Annotated in this window: 17 protein-coding genes; 5 read left to right on the forward strand and 12 right to left on the reverse strand. The window is 60.2% G+C overall.

Going from position 1 to position 19,964, the window contains the following annotated elements; all coding sequences use genetic code 11:
• Together DXT96_RS10770 and DXT96_RS10775 are read left to right on the forward strand one after the other, a co-directional pair.
• On the forward strand, positions 1–939 hold the full coding sequence (locus tag DXT96_RS10770) for an ABC transporter substrate-binding protein (RefSeq protein WP_153514662.1): 939 nt from the start codon (positions 1–3) through the stop codon (positions 937–939).
• Between the two features lie 118 nt (positions 940–1,057).
• Positions 1,058–1,993 carry an ABC transporter substrate-binding protein gene (locus DXT96_RS10775; protein WP_153514664.1) on the forward strand — a complete coding sequence of 312 codons (936 nt, stop codon included), beginning with the start codon at positions 1,058–1,060 and terminating at the stop codon, positions 1,991–1,993.
• Between the two features lie 71 nt (positions 1,994–2,064).
• On the opposite strand, the gene DXT96_RS10780 is transcribed toward DXT96_RS10775, so the two are convergent.
• Positions 2,065–3,390, reverse strand: coding sequence for an FAD-binding oxidoreductase (locus DXT96_RS10780; RefSeq protein WP_153514666.1), 1,326 nt, complete (start codon positions 3,388–3,390; stop codon positions 2,065–2,067).
• A 230-nt stretch (positions 3,391–3,620) separates the two neighbouring features.
• On the opposite strand from DXT96_RS10780, the gene DXT96_RS10785 reads away from it, so the two are divergent.
• Positions 3,621–4,097 carry an Lrp/AsnC family transcriptional regulator gene (locus DXT96_RS10785; protein ID WP_153514854.1) on the forward strand — a complete coding sequence of 159 codons (477 nt, stop codon included), beginning with the start codon at positions 3,621–3,623 and terminating at the stop codon, positions 4,095–4,097.
• Positions 4,098–4,286: 189 nt separating this feature from the next.
• Here the strand turns inward: DXT96_RS10785 and DXT96_RS10790 are convergent, their stop codons facing one another.
• From DXT96_RS10790 to DXT96_RS10820, 7 genes are all read right to left on the reverse strand, one after another.
• Entirely contained in the window at positions 4,287–5,942 is a 1,656-nt protein-coding gene (locus tag DXT96_RS10790) for an ABC transporter ATP-binding protein (protein WP_153514668.1), read from the reverse strand.
• Positions 5,942–6,793, reverse strand: coding sequence for an ABC transporter permease (locus DXT96_RS10795; protein ID WP_153514670.1), 852 nt, complete (start codon positions 6,791–6,793; stop codon positions 5,942–5,944). The genes DXT96_RS10790 and DXT96_RS10795 overlap by 1 nt, the downstream gene beginning before the upstream one ends.
• Positions 6,793–7,743, reverse strand: coding sequence for an ABC transporter permease (locus DXT96_RS10800; protein ID WP_153514672.1), 951 nt, complete (start codon positions 7,741–7,743; stop codon positions 6,793–6,795). The genes DXT96_RS10795 and DXT96_RS10800 overlap by 1 nt, the downstream gene beginning before the upstream one ends.
• Before the next feature lie 85 nt (positions 7,744–7,828).
• A complete protein-coding gene (locus tag DXT96_RS10805; protein WP_153514674.1) occupies positions 7,829–9,439 on the reverse strand; it encodes an ABC transporter substrate-binding protein in 1,611 nt (536 codons plus the stop codon).
• Positions 9,440–9,533: 94 nt separating this feature from the next.
• Complete coding sequence (locus tag DXT96_RS10810; protein WP_174373690.1) at positions 9,534–10,247, reverse strand: HAD-IA family hydrolase; 714 nt, start codon at positions 10,245–10,247, stop codon at positions 9,534–9,536.
• 257 nt (positions 10,248–10,504) lie between these two features.
• A complete protein-coding gene (locus DXT96_RS10815; RefSeq protein WP_153514678.1) occupies positions 10,505–11,878 on the reverse strand; it encodes an aspartate aminotransferase family protein in 1,374 nt (457 codons plus the stop codon).
• A gap of 14 nt (positions 11,879–11,892) precedes the next feature.
• Entirely contained in the window at positions 11,893–12,729 is an 837-nt protein-coding gene (locus DXT96_RS10820) for a GNAT family N-acetyltransferase (RefSeq protein WP_153514680.1), read from the reverse strand.
• Between the two features lie 323 nt (positions 12,730–13,052).
• On the opposite strand from DXT96_RS10820, the gene DXT96_RS10825 reads away from it, so the two are divergent.
• Together DXT96_RS10825 and DXT96_RS10830 are read left to right on the forward strand one after the other, a co-directional pair.
• Positions 13,053–13,721: a haloacid dehalogenase type II gene (locus tag DXT96_RS10825; RefSeq protein WP_153514682.1), complete on the forward strand. Its 669-nt coding sequence runs from the start codon at positions 13,053–13,055 to the stop codon at positions 13,719–13,721.
• A gap of 14 nt (positions 13,722–13,735) precedes the next feature.
• The gene (locus tag DXT96_RS10830; RefSeq protein WP_153514683.1) at positions 13,736–15,010 is read left to right on the forward strand and encodes an FAD-binding oxidoreductase; all 1,275 of its coding nucleotides are present in this window, start codon (positions 13,736–13,738) and stop codon (positions 15,008–15,010) included.
• 390 nt (positions 15,011–15,400) lie between these two features.
• Here DXT96_RS10830 and DXT96_RS10835 read toward each other — a convergent pair whose 3' ends face one another.
• From DXT96_RS10835 to DXT96_RS10850, 4 genes are all read right to left on the reverse strand, one after another.
• Positions 15,401–16,858: an NAD-dependent succinate-semialdehyde dehydrogenase gene (locus DXT96_RS10835; protein WP_153514856.1), complete on the reverse strand. Its 1,458-nt coding sequence runs from the start codon at positions 16,856–16,858 to the stop codon at positions 15,401–15,403.
• A gap of 15 nt (positions 16,859–16,873) precedes the next feature.
• A complete protein-coding gene (locus DXT96_RS10840) occupies positions 16,874–17,917 on the reverse strand; it encodes a tartrate dehydrogenase (protein ID WP_153514684.1) in 1,044 nt (347 codons plus the stop codon).
• Between the two features lie 13 nt (positions 17,918–17,930).
• Positions 17,931–19,394: an aldehyde dehydrogenase gene (locus tag DXT96_RS10845; RefSeq protein ID WP_153514686.1), complete on the reverse strand. Its 1,464-nt coding sequence runs from the start codon at positions 19,392–19,394 to the stop codon at positions 17,931–17,933.
• A gap of 192 nt (positions 19,395–19,586) precedes the next feature.
• On the reverse strand, positions 19,587–19,943 hold the full coding sequence (locus DXT96_RS10850) for a cupin domain-containing protein (RefSeq protein WP_004438300.1): 357 nt from the start codon (positions 19,941–19,943) through the stop codon (positions 19,587–19,589).
• Between the last annotated feature and the right edge of the window lie 21 nt (positions 19,944–19,964).

Below are 19,964 nucleotides of genomic sequence, written 5' to 3' on the forward strand. Positions count from 1 at the left end.
ATGGCTTTTTCATCGAAATTATTGTCCCTGCTCGCCGGTGGTCTTTTCACTGCCACCACCGCGCTCATTCCGGCCGCGCATGCGCAGGAGGTCGATCTGTCGCCCGAACAGAAGGGCCGGGTGCGCGCCGAAAAGGTTGAGGAGGCAATCAAGCTCCTGCCGGCGGGTCATAAATTCATTGCCGACGGGAAGCTGACGGTTGCGACCGTGCCCTTCCGCCTGCCACTGGTCGATTATGCGAGCGACACGAAAACGCCGATTGGCGTGGAGCCGGATATCGCCCAGCTGATTGCCGACAGCCTTGGACTTGAACTGCAGCTTGTTCCGATTGCCTGGGCCGACTGGCCGCTCGGCCTTGCTTCCGGCAAATACGATGCCGTCGCATCCAACATCACGGTGACGGAAGCGCGCAAGGAAAAATTCGATTTCTCCAGCTATCGCAACGATCTGCTCGGCTTTTATGTGGGCAGCAACAGCAAGGTCACATCAATCGGCAAGCCTGAAGATGTCGCCGGGCTGAAGGTGATCGTCGGCGCAGCCACCAATCAGGAACAGATTCTGTTGAAATGGATCAAGGATAACAAGGCGAAGGGACTGGCCGACACCGAAGTGCAATATTACGACGATCAGGCCGTGCTTGACGTCGCCCTGCAATCCGGTCGTGCGGATGCCTATCTCGGCCCCAATGCCACCTCGGCCTTTCAGGCGGCAAGCCAGAAAAAGACCAAGCTCGTCGGCACCTTCTCGGGCGGCTGGCCGGAAGCGGCGGAAATTGCCTTCGCTTCCAAAAAGGATGCCGGCATTGCCGAGGCCGTCACCGCTGCGCTGAATGCCCAGATCAAGAACGGCAATTACGGCAAGGTTCTCGCTCGCTGGAATCTCGGCTCGGAAGCCATCACCGAATCCCGCACCAATCCGCCCGGCCTGCCCAAGAGCTGAGCGTGAAAAACTGAGTTCCTAAAAGCTGAGTCGAAGGTGGGACATCACTCAGCCGGTGGCGCGGGCATCCTCCCGCCCGCGCTACCTCCGTCCCGCAATCCTTTCTCGGGAAATCATGATGAGTTTCACCTCTCGTTTCGCCACAGCCATGCTCGGCGTCTTTCTCTCTATCTCCGGTTTCGCCCCGGCCTTCGCAACCGATGTCTTCGATCTGTCACCGGATCAGCCCGGCCGTATCAGGGCTGAAAAAGACCCCGGTGCCATCGCCGCCGTACCGAAAGATTTCAAATTCGTCACGCCGGGCAAACTCACCGTTGCCGTTTCTCCCGGCGGGCCACCATTGGCGACCTATGCGACCGATGCGAAGACCGTCGTGGGCGCAGACCCGGAATACGCGCTTGCCGTTGCCGATAGTCTCGGCCTTGAACTGGAACTGGTGGCCGTGGCCTGGGCCGACTGGCCGCTCGGCCTTGCCTCAGGCAAATATGACGCCGTCATTTCTAATGTCGGCGTTACCGAACAGCGCAAGGAAAAGTTCGATTTCTCCACCTACCGTCAGGGCCTGCACGGCTTCTTCGTCAAGTCCGACAGCGGCATAACCTCCATCGCCGAGCCGAAGGATGCCGCCGGTCTGAGGATCATCGTCGGTGCCGGCACCAATCAGGAGCGTATTCTGCTGAAATGGAGCGACGAGAATGTCGCCGCCGGTTTGAAGCCGCTTGAATTGCAATATTACGATGACGAGGCGACGCGGCTTGTCGCGCTTTCCGCCGGCCGGGCGGATGTGATCGTCCAGCCGCATGCGCAGCTGGTTTTCATTGCCGCGCGCGACAAGACCATCAAGCGGGTGGGAACCCTCTCGGCCGGCTGGCCGGAGCGCTCCGATGTCGCCATTACCACCCGCAAGGGTTCTGGACTGGCGGATGCACTGACGCTTGCCACCAATGATCTGATCAAAAGTGGAGCTTACGCGAAAATTCTCGATCGCTGGCAGCTTGCGGAAGAAGCCCTGCCGGAATCGCGCACCAATCCCCCCGGACTGCCAAAGAGCTGACTGGTCAAAAAAAAGCGGCGGACGGCAATATCCGCAGGTTCGCCTGCGGATATTGTTTTGCTGTTATGGCTTCAGAAATCCGCAACCTTGCCCCATGACGAACCAAGGAACCGGCTGGGGTGATAAGGGGCGGGATCGACGATCGGGCTTGAACCCGTGACGATATCGGCGATCAGATGACCGGCGCCCGGCCCGATGCCGAAACCATGACCGCTGAAACCTGCGGCGAGAATGAAACCGGGCAACTCGCTGGTTTCGCCAATCGCCGGCACACCATCCGGCGTGCTGTCGATGAACCCGGCCCAGGCGGCGGAAATTTGGGTTTTACCAAGTGCGGGCAGGAGTTCGATCGCCCTTTTGTGGGTCTCCCGGATGGCCGCGGCATTGGGTTTCGGATCGAGAATGCGAACCCGCTCCATCGGCGTCGGCGCATCGAGCCGCCAGCGCTTCAACGTTTCGTGGCCGCCGCGAACGCCTTCCAGCCCACCCGGCCGCAGGCTGCGCCAGCGCTTGAGGAACATCGGCACGAATTCACGCGCGAACCGCATCTGCTGCGCCGTCGGATCGACGCGGCCAAGGCCGCTGATGGCGAGGGTGTAACCGCCGTTGTTCCGGCGTGTCAGGGAAACGGCCTTCGTATGCAACGCGTCCGGCAGGCCTTCCGCACCCGGCGTGACCGAGAGGATGGAGGAACGGACGGAAGCCTGCGGGAAACGAATGCCCAGCTGACGGCAAAAGGAAGACGCCCAGGCCCCGCCGGACATGATGGCGGTTTTGGTGCGGATCGTGCCTTTTTCGGTGACGACGGCGCTGACCCTGCCGCCTTCCGTCTCAAGCCCGCGCGCGGCGCAATTCTGATGCACCGTGCCGCCGAGCTTGATGATGGCGCGCGCCACGGCGGGTGCTGCCATGGACGGATCGGCCGTGCCATCGGTGGGTGAGAAGACGCCGCCCTTCCAGCGTTTGCCCGTGGCGCGCCCCCGCTCACTTGCCTCATCGGCGCTCAGCATATGCGTCGTCACGCCGGCGGTGAGGGCAAAGTCGCGCCAGCGCGCCCAGCCGGAAAGTTCCGCCTCGTTGTCGCTCAGGTAAAACAATCCGCAGCGGCGAAAGCCGGTGTCTTCGCCGCTTTCCGTGGCAAATTGTTCCCAGAGAGCAAGGCTCTGGGTCGAAATCGGCAATTCGCGCGCATCGCGGTTCTGCTGCCGGCACCAGCCCCAGTTGCGGCTGGATTGCTCCGCGCCAACAAGGCCTTTTTCCACCAGGGCCACTTTCAGGCCGCGACGGGCAAGGTAGTAGGCTGCGAACACCCCAACGACGCCACCGCCGATAATGACGGCGTCCGCGGCTTTCGGCAGCTCCGGCGATGTCGTGATCTGTTGCAGCGGGGCGGGCATGGGGCGAACTCCTTATATTCATCCTAATTTACCTTGGCTGGCGTGCAAGCGCTGCCAGACTGAGCAGTTTGCCGGAATCTCCTGCTGTTCGGGGCTGTGTCTGCAACTCTTTATGCTGCATCAAAAAAACATGCTTACATCGACAGGGCTCGCGCATGTGATAAGATTTCCACTGCAGCGTCAGAATTTTATGCCGCTCGCTCAAAAACAAAAAAGGGGTTCCGCACGTGATGAAACTTGACCGGATCGATATCAAGATTCTCTACGAACTGCAGAAAAACGGTCGCATCACCAATGTGGAACTGGCGGAGCTTGTCAATCTTTCGCCAAGCCCCTGTCTGATGCGGGTGAAGAAGCTCCAGTCCGAAGGTTATATTGAAGGTTATTCGGCGCAAATCAACATCAACAAGCTTGGCCAGACACTGACCGTCTTCACCGAAATCACCTTCAAGAACCATCGTCAGATCGATTTTGCCCGCTTTCTCGGCGTTGTCGAAAAGATCGATCAGGTGGTGGAATGCCACCTCGTTTCCGGTGGTTACGATTACCTGCTGAAATTCGTCACGTCAGGCATCGTTGAATATCAGTCGATCATGGAGCGGCTGACGGATATGGATGTCGGCATCGATAAATATTTCAGCTTCGTGGTGCTGAAATCGCCGATCACCAAATCGCATATGCCGCTGACCAGCCTGTTTCCGCTTTGAGGGACGGGAACATTTTTGGCAAGGTTGCCAAGGTGCTGAGGCAGGTCGCCTCACACTCGACATCATCCTCGGGCTTGTCCAGAGGATCTGCAACCAATTGATTTTATTGACGTGTTTAGATCCTTGGGACAAGCCCAAGGATGACGCAGGAATATTTATACTCTTCGCCCTGAACTTCGATGCAATGGCTCACCTCTTGGAGAACGCCCGTACCAACTCCGCATCCTGCTGAAGATTGTCGAGCCATGTCGGGTCAAGTTTCGGCACTGAGGAGAACAGCAGCTTCGAATAGGGATGGGTGGGCGATTTGATTGCTTCGGTTTCCAGATGCTCCACTTTCTGGCCGCCATACATCACGACGATTTCGTCGCAGATTGTTTCAACCACCGAAAGATCGTGGCTGATGAAGATGTAAGAAAGGCCAAGCTCCCGCTGCAATTCTCCGAGCAGATCTATGATCGCGGCTGCGACGACCGTATCGAGCGCCGAGGTGATTTCATCGCAGATGATGAGTGATGGTTCGGCCGCAAGCGCGCGGGCGAAATTGACGCGCTGCTTCTGCCCTCCGGAAAGGCCGGAGGGATGGCGGTGGCGGACCGAGCGCGGTAGCTTCACCATATCGAGCAGCTGGTCGATCCGCGCATCGCGGGCCTTGCCTTTCATGCCGTGATAAAAGGTCAGCGGCCGGCCGAGAATATCTTCGATGGGTTTTGCCGGATTGAGCGCGGTATCGGCATATTGGAACACGATCTGCATGCGGCGCAGCTGGTCGCTGGTCCGACGCCGGGCATCGACGTTGAGTTCATGCCCCTCGAAGACGACGTGACCGCTCGCGGCGGGCAGAATGCCGGCAATGGCGCGCGCCAGCGTCGATTTTCCGCAGCCGGATTCGCCGATGATGCCGAGATTGCGGCCGGGATAGACCGCAAGGCTGACGGAATCCACCGCACGCACCAGCGGCATCCGGTCGTCGCCTTTCGTGCCATAACCGGCGATCAGCTGATCAATATTAAGGAGCGGTGTCGCCTCACTTTGCCTGAGCGGTGTCACGACGCGCACCTTGTCGTTAAAAGCGGTCAACAATTCGCGGGTATAGGGATGTTGGGCGTTCTCCAGAATATCCTTGGTCGTGCCGGTTTCCTGAACCTCGCCGCCTTTCAGCACGACGATCCGGTCGGCGATCTGGGCAACGACGGCAAGGTCGTGCGAAACATAGACGCCGCCGATGCCGCCCTTGCGCATCGCCGATTTGAAGGCACGCAGAACCTCGATCTGTGTCGTCACGTCAAGTGCGGTCGTCGGTTCGTCGAAGATTACCAGTTGAGGATTGCCGATCAGCGCCATGGCGGCGGAGAGGCGCTGCAGCTGGCCGCCGGAAACCTGATGCGGGTATCGCTCGCCGATGGTTTCCGGATTGGGCAGTGACAATGCCTTGAAAAGCTCAACCGCTTTTTTACGCGCCTCCTGAGGCGGCATAAGGTGGTGGATGCGGGTGACTTCGATGACCTGATCAATGATTTTCTGCGCCGGGTTGAATGCGGCGGCCGCACTCTGCGGCACATAGGATATTTTCGTGCCGCGCACTTTGGCGCGCTCGGCTTCGGAAAGCTGCACCATGTCGCGGCCTGCCACGGTGACGCTGCCGCCGGAAATGCGGCAGCCCGGCCGGGCATATCCCATCAGGGTTAGCGCGATGGTGGTCTTGCCGGAGCCGCTTTCGCCGATCAGTGCAACGATTTCGCCCTGGGCGATATCGATATCGACGCCCTTGATGATGTCGATGCGGCGGCCAGAATCGGTGGTGGCCTCGACTTTCAGTCCGCGGATTTCAACGAGATTGGTCATTATTCGCTCCTGTCGCGGATTTTCTGCGGCAGATTGTCGATCAGCAGATTGACGCTGATCGTCAGGCTGGCAATCGCCAGCGACGGGAAGATCACGGCCGGCGCGGCAAAGGGCAGGCCGCCGATGTTTTCACGCACCAGCGCACCCCAGTCGGCATTCGGCGGCTGCAAGCCGAGGCCGAGGAAGGAGAGGCCCGACAGAAGCAACACGATGAATACGAAACGCACGCCGAGATCGGCGAGTACGGGGCGGATGATGTTCGGCAGGATTTCCGAGCCGACGAGGTAGAACAGGCTTTCGCCGCGCACGCGGGCGACGGTGACGAAATCCATGGTGTTGACGTTGACGGCGAGCGCCCGGGCGAAACGATAGGCCCCCGGCGTATAGATGACCGACAGGGTGGCAATGAGTACGGGGATGGAGGAACCGACGGCGGCGACGACCACAAGCCCGAAAAGCTTGCTCGGAATGGAGTTTACCGCATCGAGAAAGCGGCTGAGGGCCGCATCAAACCAGCCGCCGACCACGGCGGCACACATGCCGAGAACGACACCGGACACGCAGGCGATCGTGACTGCGGCAAGCGAGATGCCGACGGTGAAACGTGCGCCCATGAGAATGCGGGAAAACACGTCGCGGCCGAGATAATCGGAACCGAGCCAGAGATCGGAGGTCATGGGGCCGAAATAATCGAAGTCGACGATTTCACCAACCGGATGGGGAATGAGATAGGGCGCGAAGATCGCCACCATCGCCCAGAGAAAAATAACGAGAAAGCCGAAAACGCCGACTGCGTTGATCTTGTAACCCAAACGCGAGGTCCCCGACGTTGTTTTGATATGATCGGTCATCAGCGCAGCCTCGGATTGGACATGATGGCGATGATGTCAGCCGTGGTGATGAGGAGGAGATAACCCACGCAGAAAATCATCGCGCAGCTCTGGATCAGCGGCAGGTCGCGGGTCGCGACGCCATCGACCATCAGCTTGGCGATGCCGGGATAGTTGAAGATGGTTTCAACGATGATAACACCGCCGACGAGATAGGAGAGCGACAGGGCCACGGCATTGACGATGGGGCCGAGCGCATTGGGAAGCGCGTGGCGCAACACGATGCGCATGCGCGGCGCGCCCTTTAACAGCGCCATTTCGACATAGGGCGTATCGAGCGTCTCGATCACTGCGGCGCGGCTCATGCGGATCATCTGTGCCGACACGACAAAGGTGAGGGTGATGACCGGCATCGCGTAAACGCGCAGCACATCGAACAGGGTATGAACCTCGCTAACCAGCGACAGGGCTGGCAACCACTTCAGATAAACGGCGAAAACCAAGACGGCGAGCGTCGCGATCATGAATTCCGGCACGGAGATGACGCCGATGGTCAGCACCGTGACGACGCGGTCGTAAAGCGTTCCGCGCAGCATGGCGGAGCTGATGCCTAGCGTCAGCGCCAGCGGCACGGCGATGACGGTGGTGATGCCGGCAAGCTTCATGGAGTTGACGAAACGCGGGCCGATTAGATCAGCGATCGCCATGTTGTTGGCATAGGATGTGCCGAGTTCGCCGTGCAGAAGGCCGAAGAGCCAGCGAACGAACCGCAAAAGCGCCGGGTCGTCGAGATGCATGGCGGTGCGCAGGCCGGCCACGGCCTCCGGCGTCGCCGCCTGGCCAAGCAGGATCGTCGCCGTATCACCGGGCAGCAGGCTGGTGGCGGAAAAGACGAGAAATGACACGATAAGCAGGGTCGTCAGCATGACGACCAGCCGCCTGGCGATAAGGGACAATATCCGGCTGTTCATTGACATGCTCCTGCGACCGACAAAGAGGCTTTCCGCGCTGGCGGAAAGGTTGCCGGACGCATTTGCGCGCCCGGCCCATGGTCTATCAGGCTTCGAGCCATACGTATTCCGCAAAGGCGTAACCCATCATGCCGCCGAGCGGATTGGCTTCCAGGCCCTTGAGCTTTGAGGAGATGGCATCGACATTCGAAATATAGGCGGGAATGATGGTGCCGGCTTCGTCGGCGATCATCGTTTCCAGTTCGAAGTAGATCTGCTTGCGCTTTTCGAGGTCGAGCATGCCGCGTGCTTCGAGCATCATCTTGTCGAACTTCGGCGACTTGTACTGGCTTTCGTTCCACGGCGCGTCGGAGGCGTAAAGCAGCGAGAACAGGATGTCCGGCGTCGGGCGCGGATTGATGTTGCCGAAGTGAACCGGCGCCTTCAGCCAGTAATTGCTCCAGTAACCATCCGAGGGAACGCGCTGCACATCCAGCTTGACGCCGATTTCGGCGGCGGAGGCCTGGATAATCATCGCCATATCGACAGAAGAGGCTGCCGCATCCGATGCGATGACCGGAATGGACTGGCCGATGAGACCTGCCTTTTCGAAGTGGAATTTCGCCTTATCCGGGTCGAAGGCTTTCGGCTTCAGGTCCGGATTGTGATAGGGGTTCATCGGCGGCACCGGCTGGTCGTTGCCGACTTCGCCAAGGCCGCGCAGCGCCGCCTTGACGATCTGCTCACGATTGACGATCGACTTCATGCCGGCGACGAAATCGGCATTGTTGCCCGGCGACTGATCCAGCCGCATGTTGAGGTTGGTATAGTTGCCGGAGGTCGTCTTGGACAGCACGACGCCTTCCTGCTTGTCGAGCAGGCGCAGCGCACGTGGGTTGATGGCTGCTGCAAGCTGGATATCGCCGGAAATAAGGGCGTTGACGCGGGCATTGTCGTCGGAAATCGCCATGAATTCGAAACTGTCGATGTGCGGCCCGCCGGACTTCCAGTAATTGGCGTTCTTGGCCATGATCGAGCGCACACCCGGCTCGAACGTCTCGAGCTTGAAGGCGCCGGTGCCGTTGCCCTTGGAGAAATCCGTGGTGCCGTCGGCAACGATCATGAAATGGTGCAGGGCCAGAATGGCCGGCAGGTCGGCATTCGCATTTGCCAGTGTGATCTCGACGGTGCTTTTGTCGAGAGCCTTGAAGCCGGTCATCTGGGCGGCGATCTTGGCGACCTTGGAGCCAACGGCCGGATCGAGGTGGCGCTTCAGCGAGTAAACCACATCGTCTGCGGTCAGCGCCTTGCCGTCATGGAAGGTGACGCCGGAACGCAGCTTCACGGTCCAGGTCTTGGCGTCCTTCGTTTCGATGGATTCGGCCAGTTCCATCTGCGGCGTGCCGGAAGCATCGAGGAAGCTCAGCCGGTTATATAGGGCGCAGCAGCGGACATAGTCCGTGGAAAGCGAGGCTTTTGCAGGGTCGAGCGTATCGGCCGTGGAGGAGGACCAGCCGGCGGCTTTCAGCGTACCGCCTGAAACGGGGGTGGCCGCCACGGCCTGCGAGGCGCGGCCGAGAATGGCCGAACCGGCGGAAAGGGCGACGCCGCCCGCCAGCATCATGTGAAGCAGTTCTCGCCGCGTCGCGCCGCGACGGATGGCCTGTTCAACGGCGGCATCGTCGGAGCGGGTCCAGTTTGTAATCCTGTCACTCATGGTCTTCCCCTTTTGTATGATTTGTTAAAATGCGTCTGCAGAAATGTCCGGCATGTCGCGTCCCAGTTCGCGCCACGCCCTTGGCAAAGGCGGTTCAGCCGCCGGTTTGTTTCACGGCCTCGGCAAGGCCGGCCATGGAGGTGAAGTGATAGTCCGGTTGGGTAAAGTTTTCCGGCTCGATCGTGCCGCCATATCCCTGCTGGGCGTGACGCCGCTCGATCCAGCAATTGGTCATCCCGAGTTTCCGGGAAATGCCGATATCGTGGTACTGGCTTTGCGCGACATGCAGAATGTCGTCCTTTGATGCCCCTTCACTCTCGACGAAGGCGAAAACCTTCTCGAAAAATGCCGGGTCCGGCTTTTCCGTGCCGGTATCATCGGCGGTGAAAGCGGCATGAAATGGGTTGCCGAGTTCGCTGGCGAAATATTCGAAGGCCCAGCGCTGGGCATTGGTCATGGCAATGAGGCGATGGGTCTTTGCAAGCTGCGCCATGGCGGCACGGCTGTCTTCGAAACCCTTCCAGTTCTTGGCAGCATCGCGCAGCCGCTCGCCAAGCGCGCGTTCGGCCGGCAAGCCCAGTTCCGGAGCGATGATGAGATACACTCGGACGAGGTCATCCGGAAACAGGTCGGTCGCATCGGAGTAACGCGCCGCGCGGTAAAGGCCCAGCGCTTTTTCACCGTCGACCTCGACGCCGTTTTCAGCACCGATCTGCATCAGGGTCGATTTCATGCCGCCTTCGAAATCGATGAGAGTTCCCACCACGTCGAAGCTCATATATTTGAAGTCGTTCAGGTTTTTGGGCAATGTCGGTCTCCGCTCTGCCGCCTCGTCCTCTTGGGGGAGACTGCGGCATTTTATTTTGTTCCCGGACGGGATCCTTGTCCCGTTCCCATTTTTGAAAACGCCGGTTTTCATGGCGTTTCGTGCTTTTTCTAAGGATAGTTTGGCACTTCCCGCACGCCGTATTCGCCGAAATGGATCGGCTCTTCGGCAGAATATTGCGAATATGCGGTGCGTCGCGACATTTAGAGAAGGTGTCGCGACACAGCCGGGTTGCCGCTTCAGGCCATCGCTGCCCGCACGGCGGGGTCTTCGAGCGTCTGGTCGAGGGTTTTCAGTGTCCGCTCGACAATGGCGTCGATCTCGCTATCGGTGCAGCAAAGCGGCGGTGCGTAGCCCAGTATGCCGTTTGCGAAGGCGCGCACGACAAGCCCGTTTTCCCAGGCGCGGTCGAAAACCTTGCGTGCAGGGGCCGCCGCTGCCGGCAGCGGGGTTTTCTTGTCCTTGTCGGTCACAAGCTCGACGGCGGCGAGCATGCCGCGACCGCGCACATCGCCAACCAGCGGGTGGGCTCGAAGGCTCTCCAGCCCGGCCATCAATCGCGCCCCGGCGCGGCGACCATTTTCCAGCAGCCCGCCCTCGTAGAGTTTCAGCACTTCCAGCCCGACGGCGGCGCTGACGGGGTGGGCGGAATAGGTATAGCCGTGCCCGACGGCCGCATCGCCTGCGAAGTCGGCAATTGTATCATAAACATGATCGGCCATGAAGACCGCGCCCATTGGAACATAACCCGATGTCAGACCCTTTGCGGCAGTGATGAAGTCCGGCACGATATCCTCGTCGGCACAGGCAAACAGCGGTCCGGTGCGGCCAAAGGCGGTGATGACTTCGTCAGCGACGAACAGGATGCCATAGGAGCGGCAGAGTTCGCGCATTGCCTTGATCCAGCCCGGTGGCGGCACCAGAACACCGCCCGAGCCCTGAATGGGTTCGGCATAAAAGGCTGCAACCCGATCCGGTCCAATAGTCTCGATCTTGTCCTTCAGAATTTGCAGGGAGGAAGCGATGATGGCGGCCGGGTCGCTGCCGACCGGGTTACGGTAGGCATAATGCGACGGGATTTTATGCTGCCAGTCGTAAGGCACGCCAAAACCGGCATGAAAAGCGGGCAGGGCGGTGAGGCCCGAACCGGCCGTGGTGGAGCCGTGATAACCCTGTTCAATGGAAATGAACTGGTCACGTTGCGGCTCACCCTTTGCATGCCAGTAATAACGAATGAAGCGGATGGTGCTGTCCACCGCGTCCGAACCGCCAAGCGTGAAATAGACGTGGTTGAGATCGCCGGGCGCACGGTCGGCAAGCTCGGAGGCGAGCCGGATGGCCGGTTCGCTGCCAATGTCGAAATAGGCGGTGGCATAGGGCAGTTCGCGCATCTGCTTTGCCGCCGCCTCGACGATGCTGTCATGCCCGTAACCGGCATTGACGCACCAGAGACCGGCAAAACCATCGATCAGCTGATGGCCGGTCATATCGGTGATGGTGGCGCCCTTTGCCGATTTCAGCACGCGCACACCGAGCTTTTCATGGCCGCGGAAGGAAGAGACGGGGTGCACCAGATGGGCTCGGTCTAGTTCGATCAGTGAATTGCTTAACATGGGTCTCTCCAGATTCAGCCCAGTGCCTGGCTGGTCAATGCGAATGTTTTCAGTGTTTTGTCGGCAGGGATTTCGGCTTTGGCCCGGCGCATGGCGATGCCACCGCCGACATGACCAAGACCCTGTTCGGCAAGCCAGGGGCCGAGACCGGTATCCGCTGTGGTGTCCACACGCAGGAATGCGCCGGGGCGCTCGGAAAGCACGAAAGCGATCAGATCCCGGGCGATTTCAGCATTTTCCGCCACAACCGGACCGATGACCTCGCCGCGACCGAAGGCGCGCAGGCCCACGAAACCCGTGATGACGCCTTGTTCTTTCACGACCGCGAACCGCGCCCTGTCGGCAAGTTGCGTAAAGAGTGCCGTGCGGTCTGCGCCGAAAGCCTGCGCATCAAGGGTGGCGAGTTCGGCCGGAACAATGGTCTCCGCCCACGCCACACCGGCTGGCTTATGGGTCGCAACCGGAATTCCCTGATGCTGGAGCACGTCGCCGCAGGCGGCAAATCCCAGCTTCTCGTAAAGCGGAAGACCATCGGCGGTGGCGGTCAGGCGACATTCGCGATTTTCGGCGGCGTCGAGGGCTGCGTTCATCAACTGGCGACCGAGACCCCTGCCGCGCATGGTTTCATCCACGATCACCATGTTGACGGAGGCACAGGTGTCGCCGAGAAGCGTTGCCATCGCGGTTCCGACGACACGGCCGTTTTCCACAGCGATAAAGCCCTTGCTCAGGGAAAGGACCAGCGCCCAGTCTTCCCGGCGGTGTGGCCAGCCGGCCTGGCGGGAAAGTTCGACGGCGGCATCGAGATGTTGAGGCTCGAAATTCTGGATAGCGATCAGGCTGGCTTGCATGGCCCAACTCCGTTTATTCTGCTCATTCATTGATAGACCGGGGGTAAAAGAACATTGTCCCGACGAATGGCAAGGTTCGATATGTTTCACTGTTGCTTTTACCCGCCGCCGCATCTTATGCCGCCCTTTATTCGCATCAGGAGGTAAAACGGGGCGTGGCGGTGACGGGCCGGAGGTGTGAACGCAACTCTCTGCCAAACTGGCGGCTGCATACGCAACAATCTGCTTCCACTGATGGCAATTGCGGTGCGCCGACCGGGCAAAGGCTTTCTATGATCAATTCATTCCGGCACGGCCGATCTCCAAGCAAGGATGACGACGACATGACCATCTTCCGCCCGAAATACATTTCCTTCGATTGCTACGGCACGCTGATCAATTTCCAGATGGCCGAGGCCGCCCGCGATCTTTACGGCGATCGCCTCGACGAAGCGCAGATGCAGCAGTTCATCAAGAATTTTTCGGCCTATCGTCTGGATGAGATCATGGGCGCATGGAAGCCCTATGCGCAGGTCGTCCATAATTCTCTGTCGCGCAGCTGCAAGCGCAATGGTGTGGTTTTCAAGGATGAGGATGCGACCTTCGTTTACGAGCGCGTTCCGACCTGGGGTCCGCATGCGGATGTGCCGGCGGGTCTCGCCAAGGTGGCGAAGGAAATTCCGCTGGTCATCCTGTCCAACGCCATGAATTCGCAGATCATGTCGAATGTCGAAAAGCTCGGTGCGCCCTTCCATGCGGTGTATACCGCCGAGCAGGCGCAGGCCTACAAGCCGCGCTTCCAGGCTTTCGAATATATGTTCGATATGCTCGGCTGCGGCCCGGAAGATATGCTGCACGTTTCTTCCTCGTTCCGTTACGATCTGATGTCGGCCCATGATCTCGGCATCAAGAACAAGGTCTGGGTCAATCGCGGCCACGAGCCGGCCAACCCCTATTACGGTTACGTCGAGATCGCCGACATCTCCGGTCTCGCGGGCGTCGTCGGACTGTAAGGAAGGACTGGATCATGAAGCTCGTCTCCTATTGGCACGATACCGCGCCCCTGTTTGCGGGGGCGGCGCAGGGTCCTGTCGAGGGCCACTATGATGTGGCCGTCATCGGTGGCGGCTTCACGGGTCTGGGTGCTGCGCGCCAACTGGCCAAGGCCGGTGCGCGCGTCGTCGTTCTGGAAGGGCAACGCGTCGGCTGGGGCGCTTCCGGCCGCAATGGCGGGCATCTCAACAATGGCCTTGCCCATTCCTATCTTTCCGCCAAGGCGGAACTGGGCAAGGAGCGCGCCATCGCTCTCTACAAGGCGCTGGATGATTCAGTCGATACGCTGGAAGCCCTGATTGCCGAGGAAGGCATCGATTGCAACTTTCGCCGTTCGGGCAAACTGAAACTTGCCTCCAAGCCGCAGCATTTCGAAGGTCTGGCCAAGAATTTCGAGGCGCTGCATGCCGAGGTCGATCCCGATACCGCACTTCTGTCCGCCGCCGATCTCAAGGCGGAAATCGGCTCGCCCTTTTATGGCGGCATGCTGTCGAAGAAAAGCGCCATGATGCATATGGGCCGTTATGTCGCCGGCCTTGCAGAAGCCGCCAGCCGCCACGGCGCGGTGATTTTCGAAAATGCGGCGGTGACGAAGCATATCCAGAACGGCAAGACCCACACGCTGGAAACGACACGCGGCAAAGTGACGGCCGACAACGTTCTGGTGGCCACCGGGGCCTACACACCCTCCGGCTTCAGCTATTTCCGCCGCCGCATCATCGCGGTCGGCAGTTTCATCATCGCCACGCGGCCGCTCACGGATGCCGAAGTCAAGGCATCGGTTCCGGGCAACCGCACCTATGTCAACTCCATGAATATCGGCAATTATTTCCGTCTCGCGCCGGATAACCGGCTGATCTTCGGCGGTCGCGCGCGTTTCTCCGCGACATCCGATCAGCGCTCGGATGCCAAGAGCGGCGCGATCCTGACGGAAAGTCTGCACCGCATCTTCCCGCAGCTGTCACATGTGCCGATCGATTATTGCTGGGGCGGTCTGGTCGATATGACCAAGGACCGTTATCCACGCGCCGGTTTTCATGACGGGGTATGGTACGCCATGGGCTATTCCGGCCACGGCGCGCAACTCTCCACCCATCTCGGCATGATCATGGCCGATGCCATCATGGGGCGGCCGGACAACAACCCGCTGAAGGGGCTGGACTGGCCGGCGGTGCCGGGCCATTTCGGCAAGCCGTGGTTCCTGCCGCTGGTGGGGTATTATTACAAGATGCTGGACAGGTTTCAGTAGAGAGCGTGATCGAGCGCTGAAGTTGATGGCGAACGTTTCGCATCATCTCAACGTCATCCTCGGGCTTGTCCCAAGGATCTAAACACGTCAACAAAATCAAGCCGTTGCAGATCCTCGGGACAGGCCCGAGGATGACGTCGGCGTGTTTGGCGCGGTTTGCCATTCATCGGATGACGCCCATACTTCATTCGTGTCCGAAGGTTGGGATACGTCTGAACAGCATTAAAAATCAGTATTATAGACGGTGATCGAAAATTTAAACCGGACAGGCAGTGGGCTTGACCCGAGGACGACGGAGGAAAGGGCGGCTTCCGGGCCGCTTTTTTGTTGGCATTGGCGCAAAAAGAAGGGCCGCAGAGCGGCCCTTTAGGCGAGGAGAAAGACAAGGGCTCAGGCAAGCCCGCCAATGTGGAATGTCTTGATTTCCAGATATTCTTCGATACCGGCCTGCGCACCTTCGCGGCCAAGGCCGGATTGCTTGACGCCGCCGAAGGGGGCGACTTCGGTGGAGATCGCGCCGGTGTTGAGGCCGACCATGCCGAATTCCAGCGCTTCGCCCACACGCCAGGCGCGTTTGAGGCTCTCCGTGTAGAAATAGGCGGCAAGGCCGAAGGGCGTGCCGTTGGCGATGGCGAGGGCTTCCTCTTCGGTCTCGAAACGGAAGAGCGGCGCGACGGGGCCGAAGGTCTCTTCGCTTGCCAGACGCATCTGCGTGGTCGCTCCGGTCAGCACCACGGGTGCTGTATATTGCGGACCATCAGGCAGATCATGCGGCTTGGTGATGATCTTCGCGCCCTTGGAGATCGCGTCATCGATATGGGCGCGGATCTTGGTGATGGCAGGCTCGTTGATCATCGGACCGATGGCAACGCCCGCTTCCGTTCCTGGGCCGACCCGCATGGCATCGACGCGATCCGCCAGTTTTTTCGCGAAGGCGTCGTAAACGCTCGCCTGAACGAGAATGCGGTTGGCGCAAACGCAAGTCTGGCCGCCATTGCGGAATTTCGAAACCAGCGCGCCTTCGATAGCGAGATCGAGATCGGCATCGTCGAACACGATGAAGGGCGCGTTGCCGCCGAGTTCCAGCGATAGCCGCTTGACGCTGTCGGCAGCGCCACGCATCAGAAGCGAACCGACGCGGGTGGAGCCGGTGAAGGAGATTTTCCGCACCGTCTCGTTGGCCATGATTTCGTTGCCGATCTCCGTCGGCATGCCGGTGACGATGTTGATGACGCCGGTGGGGATGCCGGCCCGTTCGGCGAGAACGCCAAGCGCCAAGGCCGAATAGGGCGTGAATTCCGAAGGCTTGATGACCACGGTGCAGCCGGCCGCAAGTGCTGGCGCGACCTTGCGGGTGATCATGGCGTTCGGGAAGTTCCATGGCGTGATGATGCCGCAGACGCCGACCGGCTCTTTGAGGATAACGATCCGCCGATCCGGCGTCGGCGAGGGAATGGTGCCGCCGCTGATGCGCCGGGCCTCTTCCGCAAACCATTTGACGAAGGACGCGCCGTAGCGGATTTCGCCCTTCGCCTCGTCCAGCGGCTTGCCCTGTTCGATAGTGAGGATCAGGCCGAGATCGTCGACATGCTCGATCATCAGCGCGAACCACTTTTCGAGAAGCGCTGCGCGCTCCGCATGGGTTTTCTTCTTCCATGCCGCAAAGGCGGCGTTGGCCGCTTCGATCGCTGCGCGGGTTTCCGCGCCGCCCATGTCAGGCACCGTGCCGATCACTGCCTGTGTCGCCGGGTCGATCACGTCGACCACCTTGCCCGATGCCGCCGCCTGCCATGCGCCGCCGATCAAGCCCGTCTGGCGAAAGAGATCCTTGTCCTTCAAACCCTGCATCATCTGTCTCCGAAATCAGTCGAGCGCCGCGAGAACTGCGGCAGTAATGGCGTCCGTCTTGTCCTGGCCCGGCATGGTGCCGATGCCTTTGCCGGTCGCCTTTTCGAGCGCCGCCATGATCTTCGCGGCCGCATCATGTTCGCCGAGATGATCGAGCATCATCGCGCCGGACCAGATTGCGGCAATCGGGTTGGCGATGCCGAGATGGGCAATGTCGGGGGCGGAACCATGCACCGGCTCGAACATCGACGGCGCGCTGCGGTCTGGGTTGATATTGGCGGAGGCGGCAAAACCGAGGCCGCCCTGAATGGCGGCACCCAGATCGGTCAGAATATCGCCGAACAGGTTAGAGGCGACCACGACATCGAGGCTTTCCGGGGCCATCACCATGCGCGCTGCCATGGCGTCGATATGGTAGCTCGAAACCTCGACGTCAGGATATTCCGCGGCGAGCTTTTGCGTCACCTCGTCCCAGAACACCATCGAATATTTCTGGGCGTTGGACTTGGTGACGGAAGCGAGTTTGCCGCGACGTTTCTGTGCCTGCTCGAAACCGAAGCGCAAAATGCGCTCCACGCCCTTGCGGGTGAAGATCGAGGTTTCGACGGCCACTTCGTCGTCCGTGCCCTGATGCACGCGCCCGCCGGCACCGGAATATTCACCCTCGGTATTTTCACGGATGCAGAGAATGTCGAAGCCACCGGCTTTCAGTGGTCCCTGCACGCCGGGCAGAAGTCGGTGCGGGCGGATATTGGCATATTGCACGAAAGCCTTGCGGATCGGCAGCAGCAGGCCGTGCAGCGACACCGAATCCGGCACCTGCGCCGGCCAGCCGACAGCGCCGAGCAGAATGGCGTCGAAACCGCGCAGGGTCTCGATACCGTCCTTCGGCATCATCGCACCGGTTTCCTTGTAGAAGGCGCAGGACCAGGGGAATTCGGTGCCTTCAAGCGCAAAGCCGGTGCTTTTCGCAGCGGCGTTGAGAACCTGCCATGCCGCGTCGGTGACGCTCTGGCCGATGCCGTCTCCGGGAATGAGTGCGATGCGATGCGTTTTCAAGACATTTCCCCTGTTACAGTCCAATCAGGACACTTTTGCTCTTGCGGTTGGCGAGATAGGCCTCCCGTCCGAGATCCTTGCCGATGCCGGAGCGTTTGTAACCGCCGGTCGGCAAAATATGGTCGCGCGAGCGGCCATAACGATTGACCCAGATCGTTCCCGCCTGAATGGCGCGCGACAGGCGCAGGACACGCGAAATATCCCGACTGAAAAGACCCGCCGCCAGACCGTAGGTCGGATGATCGGCAAGCGCCAGCGCCTCCTCTTCCGTGCGGAAGGTTTGCAGCGTCAGCACCGGTCCGAAGATTTCCTCGGTAACGGCAGGCGAGGTCTGGTCGACATTGGCGATCAGCGTCGGCTGGTAGAAATAGCCGGGTCCGTCCATGTTCGCACCACCCGTCAGGCATTCGCCGCCATGGGCGACGGCGGCCTGCACGATGCTGTCGATGCGCTTGCGCTGCACGTCGGAAATGATCGGCGAATATTGCGTCGCCTCGTCCCATGTCGGGCCGGGCTTGACGGCCTTCATGCGGGCGATGATCGCCGCCGAAAGTGCCTCGGCCGCACTTTCCTCGACGACGATGCGCGAACCGGCCACACAGGCCTGCCCGGCATTGGAGAGAATATTGCCGGCAATCGCTGCCGCCGCCTTTTCGATATCCGCATCGGCAAAAACCAGCTGCGGGCTTTTGCCGCCAAGTTCCAGCGTCATCGGCTTGATGCCGGTGCGGGCGACATTGGCCATAATGGCGCTGCCTGCGGCGGTGGAGCCGGTGAAGCTGACTTTCGAAATGTCAGGGTGTCCGGTAATCGCGTTGCCCGTCACCGCGCCATCACCCAAAACGATGTTGATGAGACCTGCCGGCAATCCGGCCTTGATGGCCAGTTGCGCCATGAAAACGCAGGAGAATGGCGTCATTTCCGATGGTTTGAGCACCACGGCATTGCCGGCGGCCAAGGCCGGGCCAAGCTTCCAGCCGGCCATGGAGACAGGATAATTCCACGGCGTGATGGCGCCGACGACGCCATAGGGCTCAGTCATGATCATACCGACACTGGCATCATCGGTCGGCACCAGATCGCCGCCTTCCTTGTCCGCAAACTCGGCAAAGAAGCGGATTTGCTCGGCGGTGACGGCGATATCGCCGGCAATCAGGTGGCCCACCGGCCGTGTTGAGGAAAGCGCCTCGATTTTCGCCAATGTTTCGGCTTCCGCTTCGATCAGGTCGGCCCAGCGTTGCAAAACCTTGGTGCGTTCACGCGGCCGCACGCCGCCCCAGTTGCTGCTTTTCAGCGCCGCCTTGGCGGTTTGCACCGCCTCGTCCACCAACGCCGCATCCGCCTTCGGGCAGCCGGCATATTCGATGCCGTCAGACGGGCGATGCATGTCGATGCCGTTTTTAGCCGTGATCAGCCGGTCGCCGATGAAGTGGCCGATCGGCAGGGATAGGCTGTCTGGATCGAAGCTGAGCGTCATGGGAAATCCTCTGTGGATATGCCCTTAAAACTACTCCCTGCCGGCAAGCGAAATCGGCCGACTGCGGCCGGGACGGTGAACGAAAATCCCGTTTTGTCACCGGCAGACAGCGCAATCTTCGGCGATGCGCTGCCTGTGGTGTTTTTGCGGTTTCCGCGACCGCGACTGATTTCGAAAATGCCGGGTTTCACCTCATCCGTTCACTGTGACGTAAATCTTGCGCACCGTCTCGATGGTCTTCCAGACGCCGACGAAACCCGGCTTCATGACGAAGCTGTCGCCTGCCGTATAACGCTGCGGTTCGCCGCCATCAGGGGTGATTTCGATGACGCCGGCCAGAATATGGCAGAACTCGAAGGTTTCGCCCTTGATCGAGCGGCTTTCGCCTGGGGTCGCTTCCCAGATGCCGGTTTTTACGGTGCCGTCGCGGGCTTCGTCCAACGCCCAGGTCTTGAACGAGGGATCGCCGGCGATGAGGCGTTCCGGCAAGGCCTTGGAGGCCTTCGGCTCGAAATCGGGATTGGTGTCGATGGGCTTGAGAAGCGGCATGGATTTTCCTTTCAGAGATGG

Source organism: Agrobacterium sp. ICMP 6402 (assembly GCF_009498615.1).
GTDB lineage: Bacteria > Pseudomonadota > Alphaproteobacteria > Rhizobiales > Rhizobiaceae > Agrobacterium > Agrobacterium burrii.

Bases quoted from the DNA above. Each gene is read 5' to 3' on its own strand.
- DXT96_RS10850 (WP_004438300.1), bottom strand. From the start codon at position 19,943: ATGCCGCTTCTCAAGCCCATCGACACCAATCCCGATTTCGAGCCGAAG.
- DXT96_RS10785 (WP_153514854.1), top strand. From the start codon at position 3,621: ATGAAACTTGACCGGATCGATATCAAGATTCTCTACGAACTGCAGAAA.
- DXT96_RS10795 (WP_153514670.1), bottom strand. From the start codon at position 6,793: ATGACCGATCATATCAAAACAACGTCGGGGACCTCGCGTTTGGGTTAC.
- DXT96_RS10805 (WP_153514674.1), bottom strand. From the start codon at position 9,439: ATGAGTGACAGGATTACAAACTGGACCCGCTCCGACGATGCCGCCGTT.
- DXT96_RS10820 (WP_153514680.1), bottom strand. From the start codon at position 12,729: ATGCAAGCCAGCCTGATCGCTATCCAGAATTTCGAGCCTCAACATCTC.
- DXT96_RS10775 (WP_153514664.1), top strand. From the start codon at position 1,058: ATGAGTTTCACCTCTCGTTTCGCCACAGCCATGCTCGGCGTCTTTCTC.
- DXT96_RS10845 (WP_153514686.1), bottom strand. From the start codon at position 19,394: ATGACGCTCAGCTTCGATCCAGACAGCCTATCCCTGCCGATCGGCCAC.
- DXT96_RS10835 (WP_153514856.1), bottom strand. From the start codon at position 16,858: ATGCAGGGTTTGAAGGACAAGGATCTCTTTCGCCAGACGGGCTTGATC.
- DXT96_RS10825 (WP_153514682.1), top strand. From the start codon at position 13,053: ATGACCATCTTCCGCCCGAAATACATTTCCTTCGATTGCTACGGCACG.
- DXT96_RS10770 (WP_153514662.1), top strand. From the start codon at position 1: ATGGCTTTTTCATCGAAATTATTGTCCCTGCTCGCCGGTGGTCTTTTC.
- DXT96_RS10815 (WP_153514678.1), bottom strand. From the start codon at position 11,878: ATGTTAAGCAATTCACTGATCGAACTAGACCGAGCCCATCTGGTGCAC.
- DXT96_RS10800 (WP_153514672.1), bottom strand. From the start codon at position 7,743: ATGAACAGCCGGATATTGTCCCTTATCGCCAGGCGGCTGGTCGTCATG.
- DXT96_RS10830 (WP_153514683.1), top strand. From the start codon at position 13,736: ATGAAGCTCGTCTCCTATTGGCACGATACCGCGCCCCTGTTTGCGGGG.
- DXT96_RS10780 (WP_153514666.1), bottom strand. From the start codon at position 3,390: ATGCCCGCCCCGCTGCAACAGATCACGACATCGCCGGAGCTGCCGAAA.
- DXT96_RS10790 (WP_153514668.1), bottom strand. From the start codon at position 5,942: ATGACCAATCTCGTTGAAATCCGCGGACTGAAAGTCGAGGCCACCACC.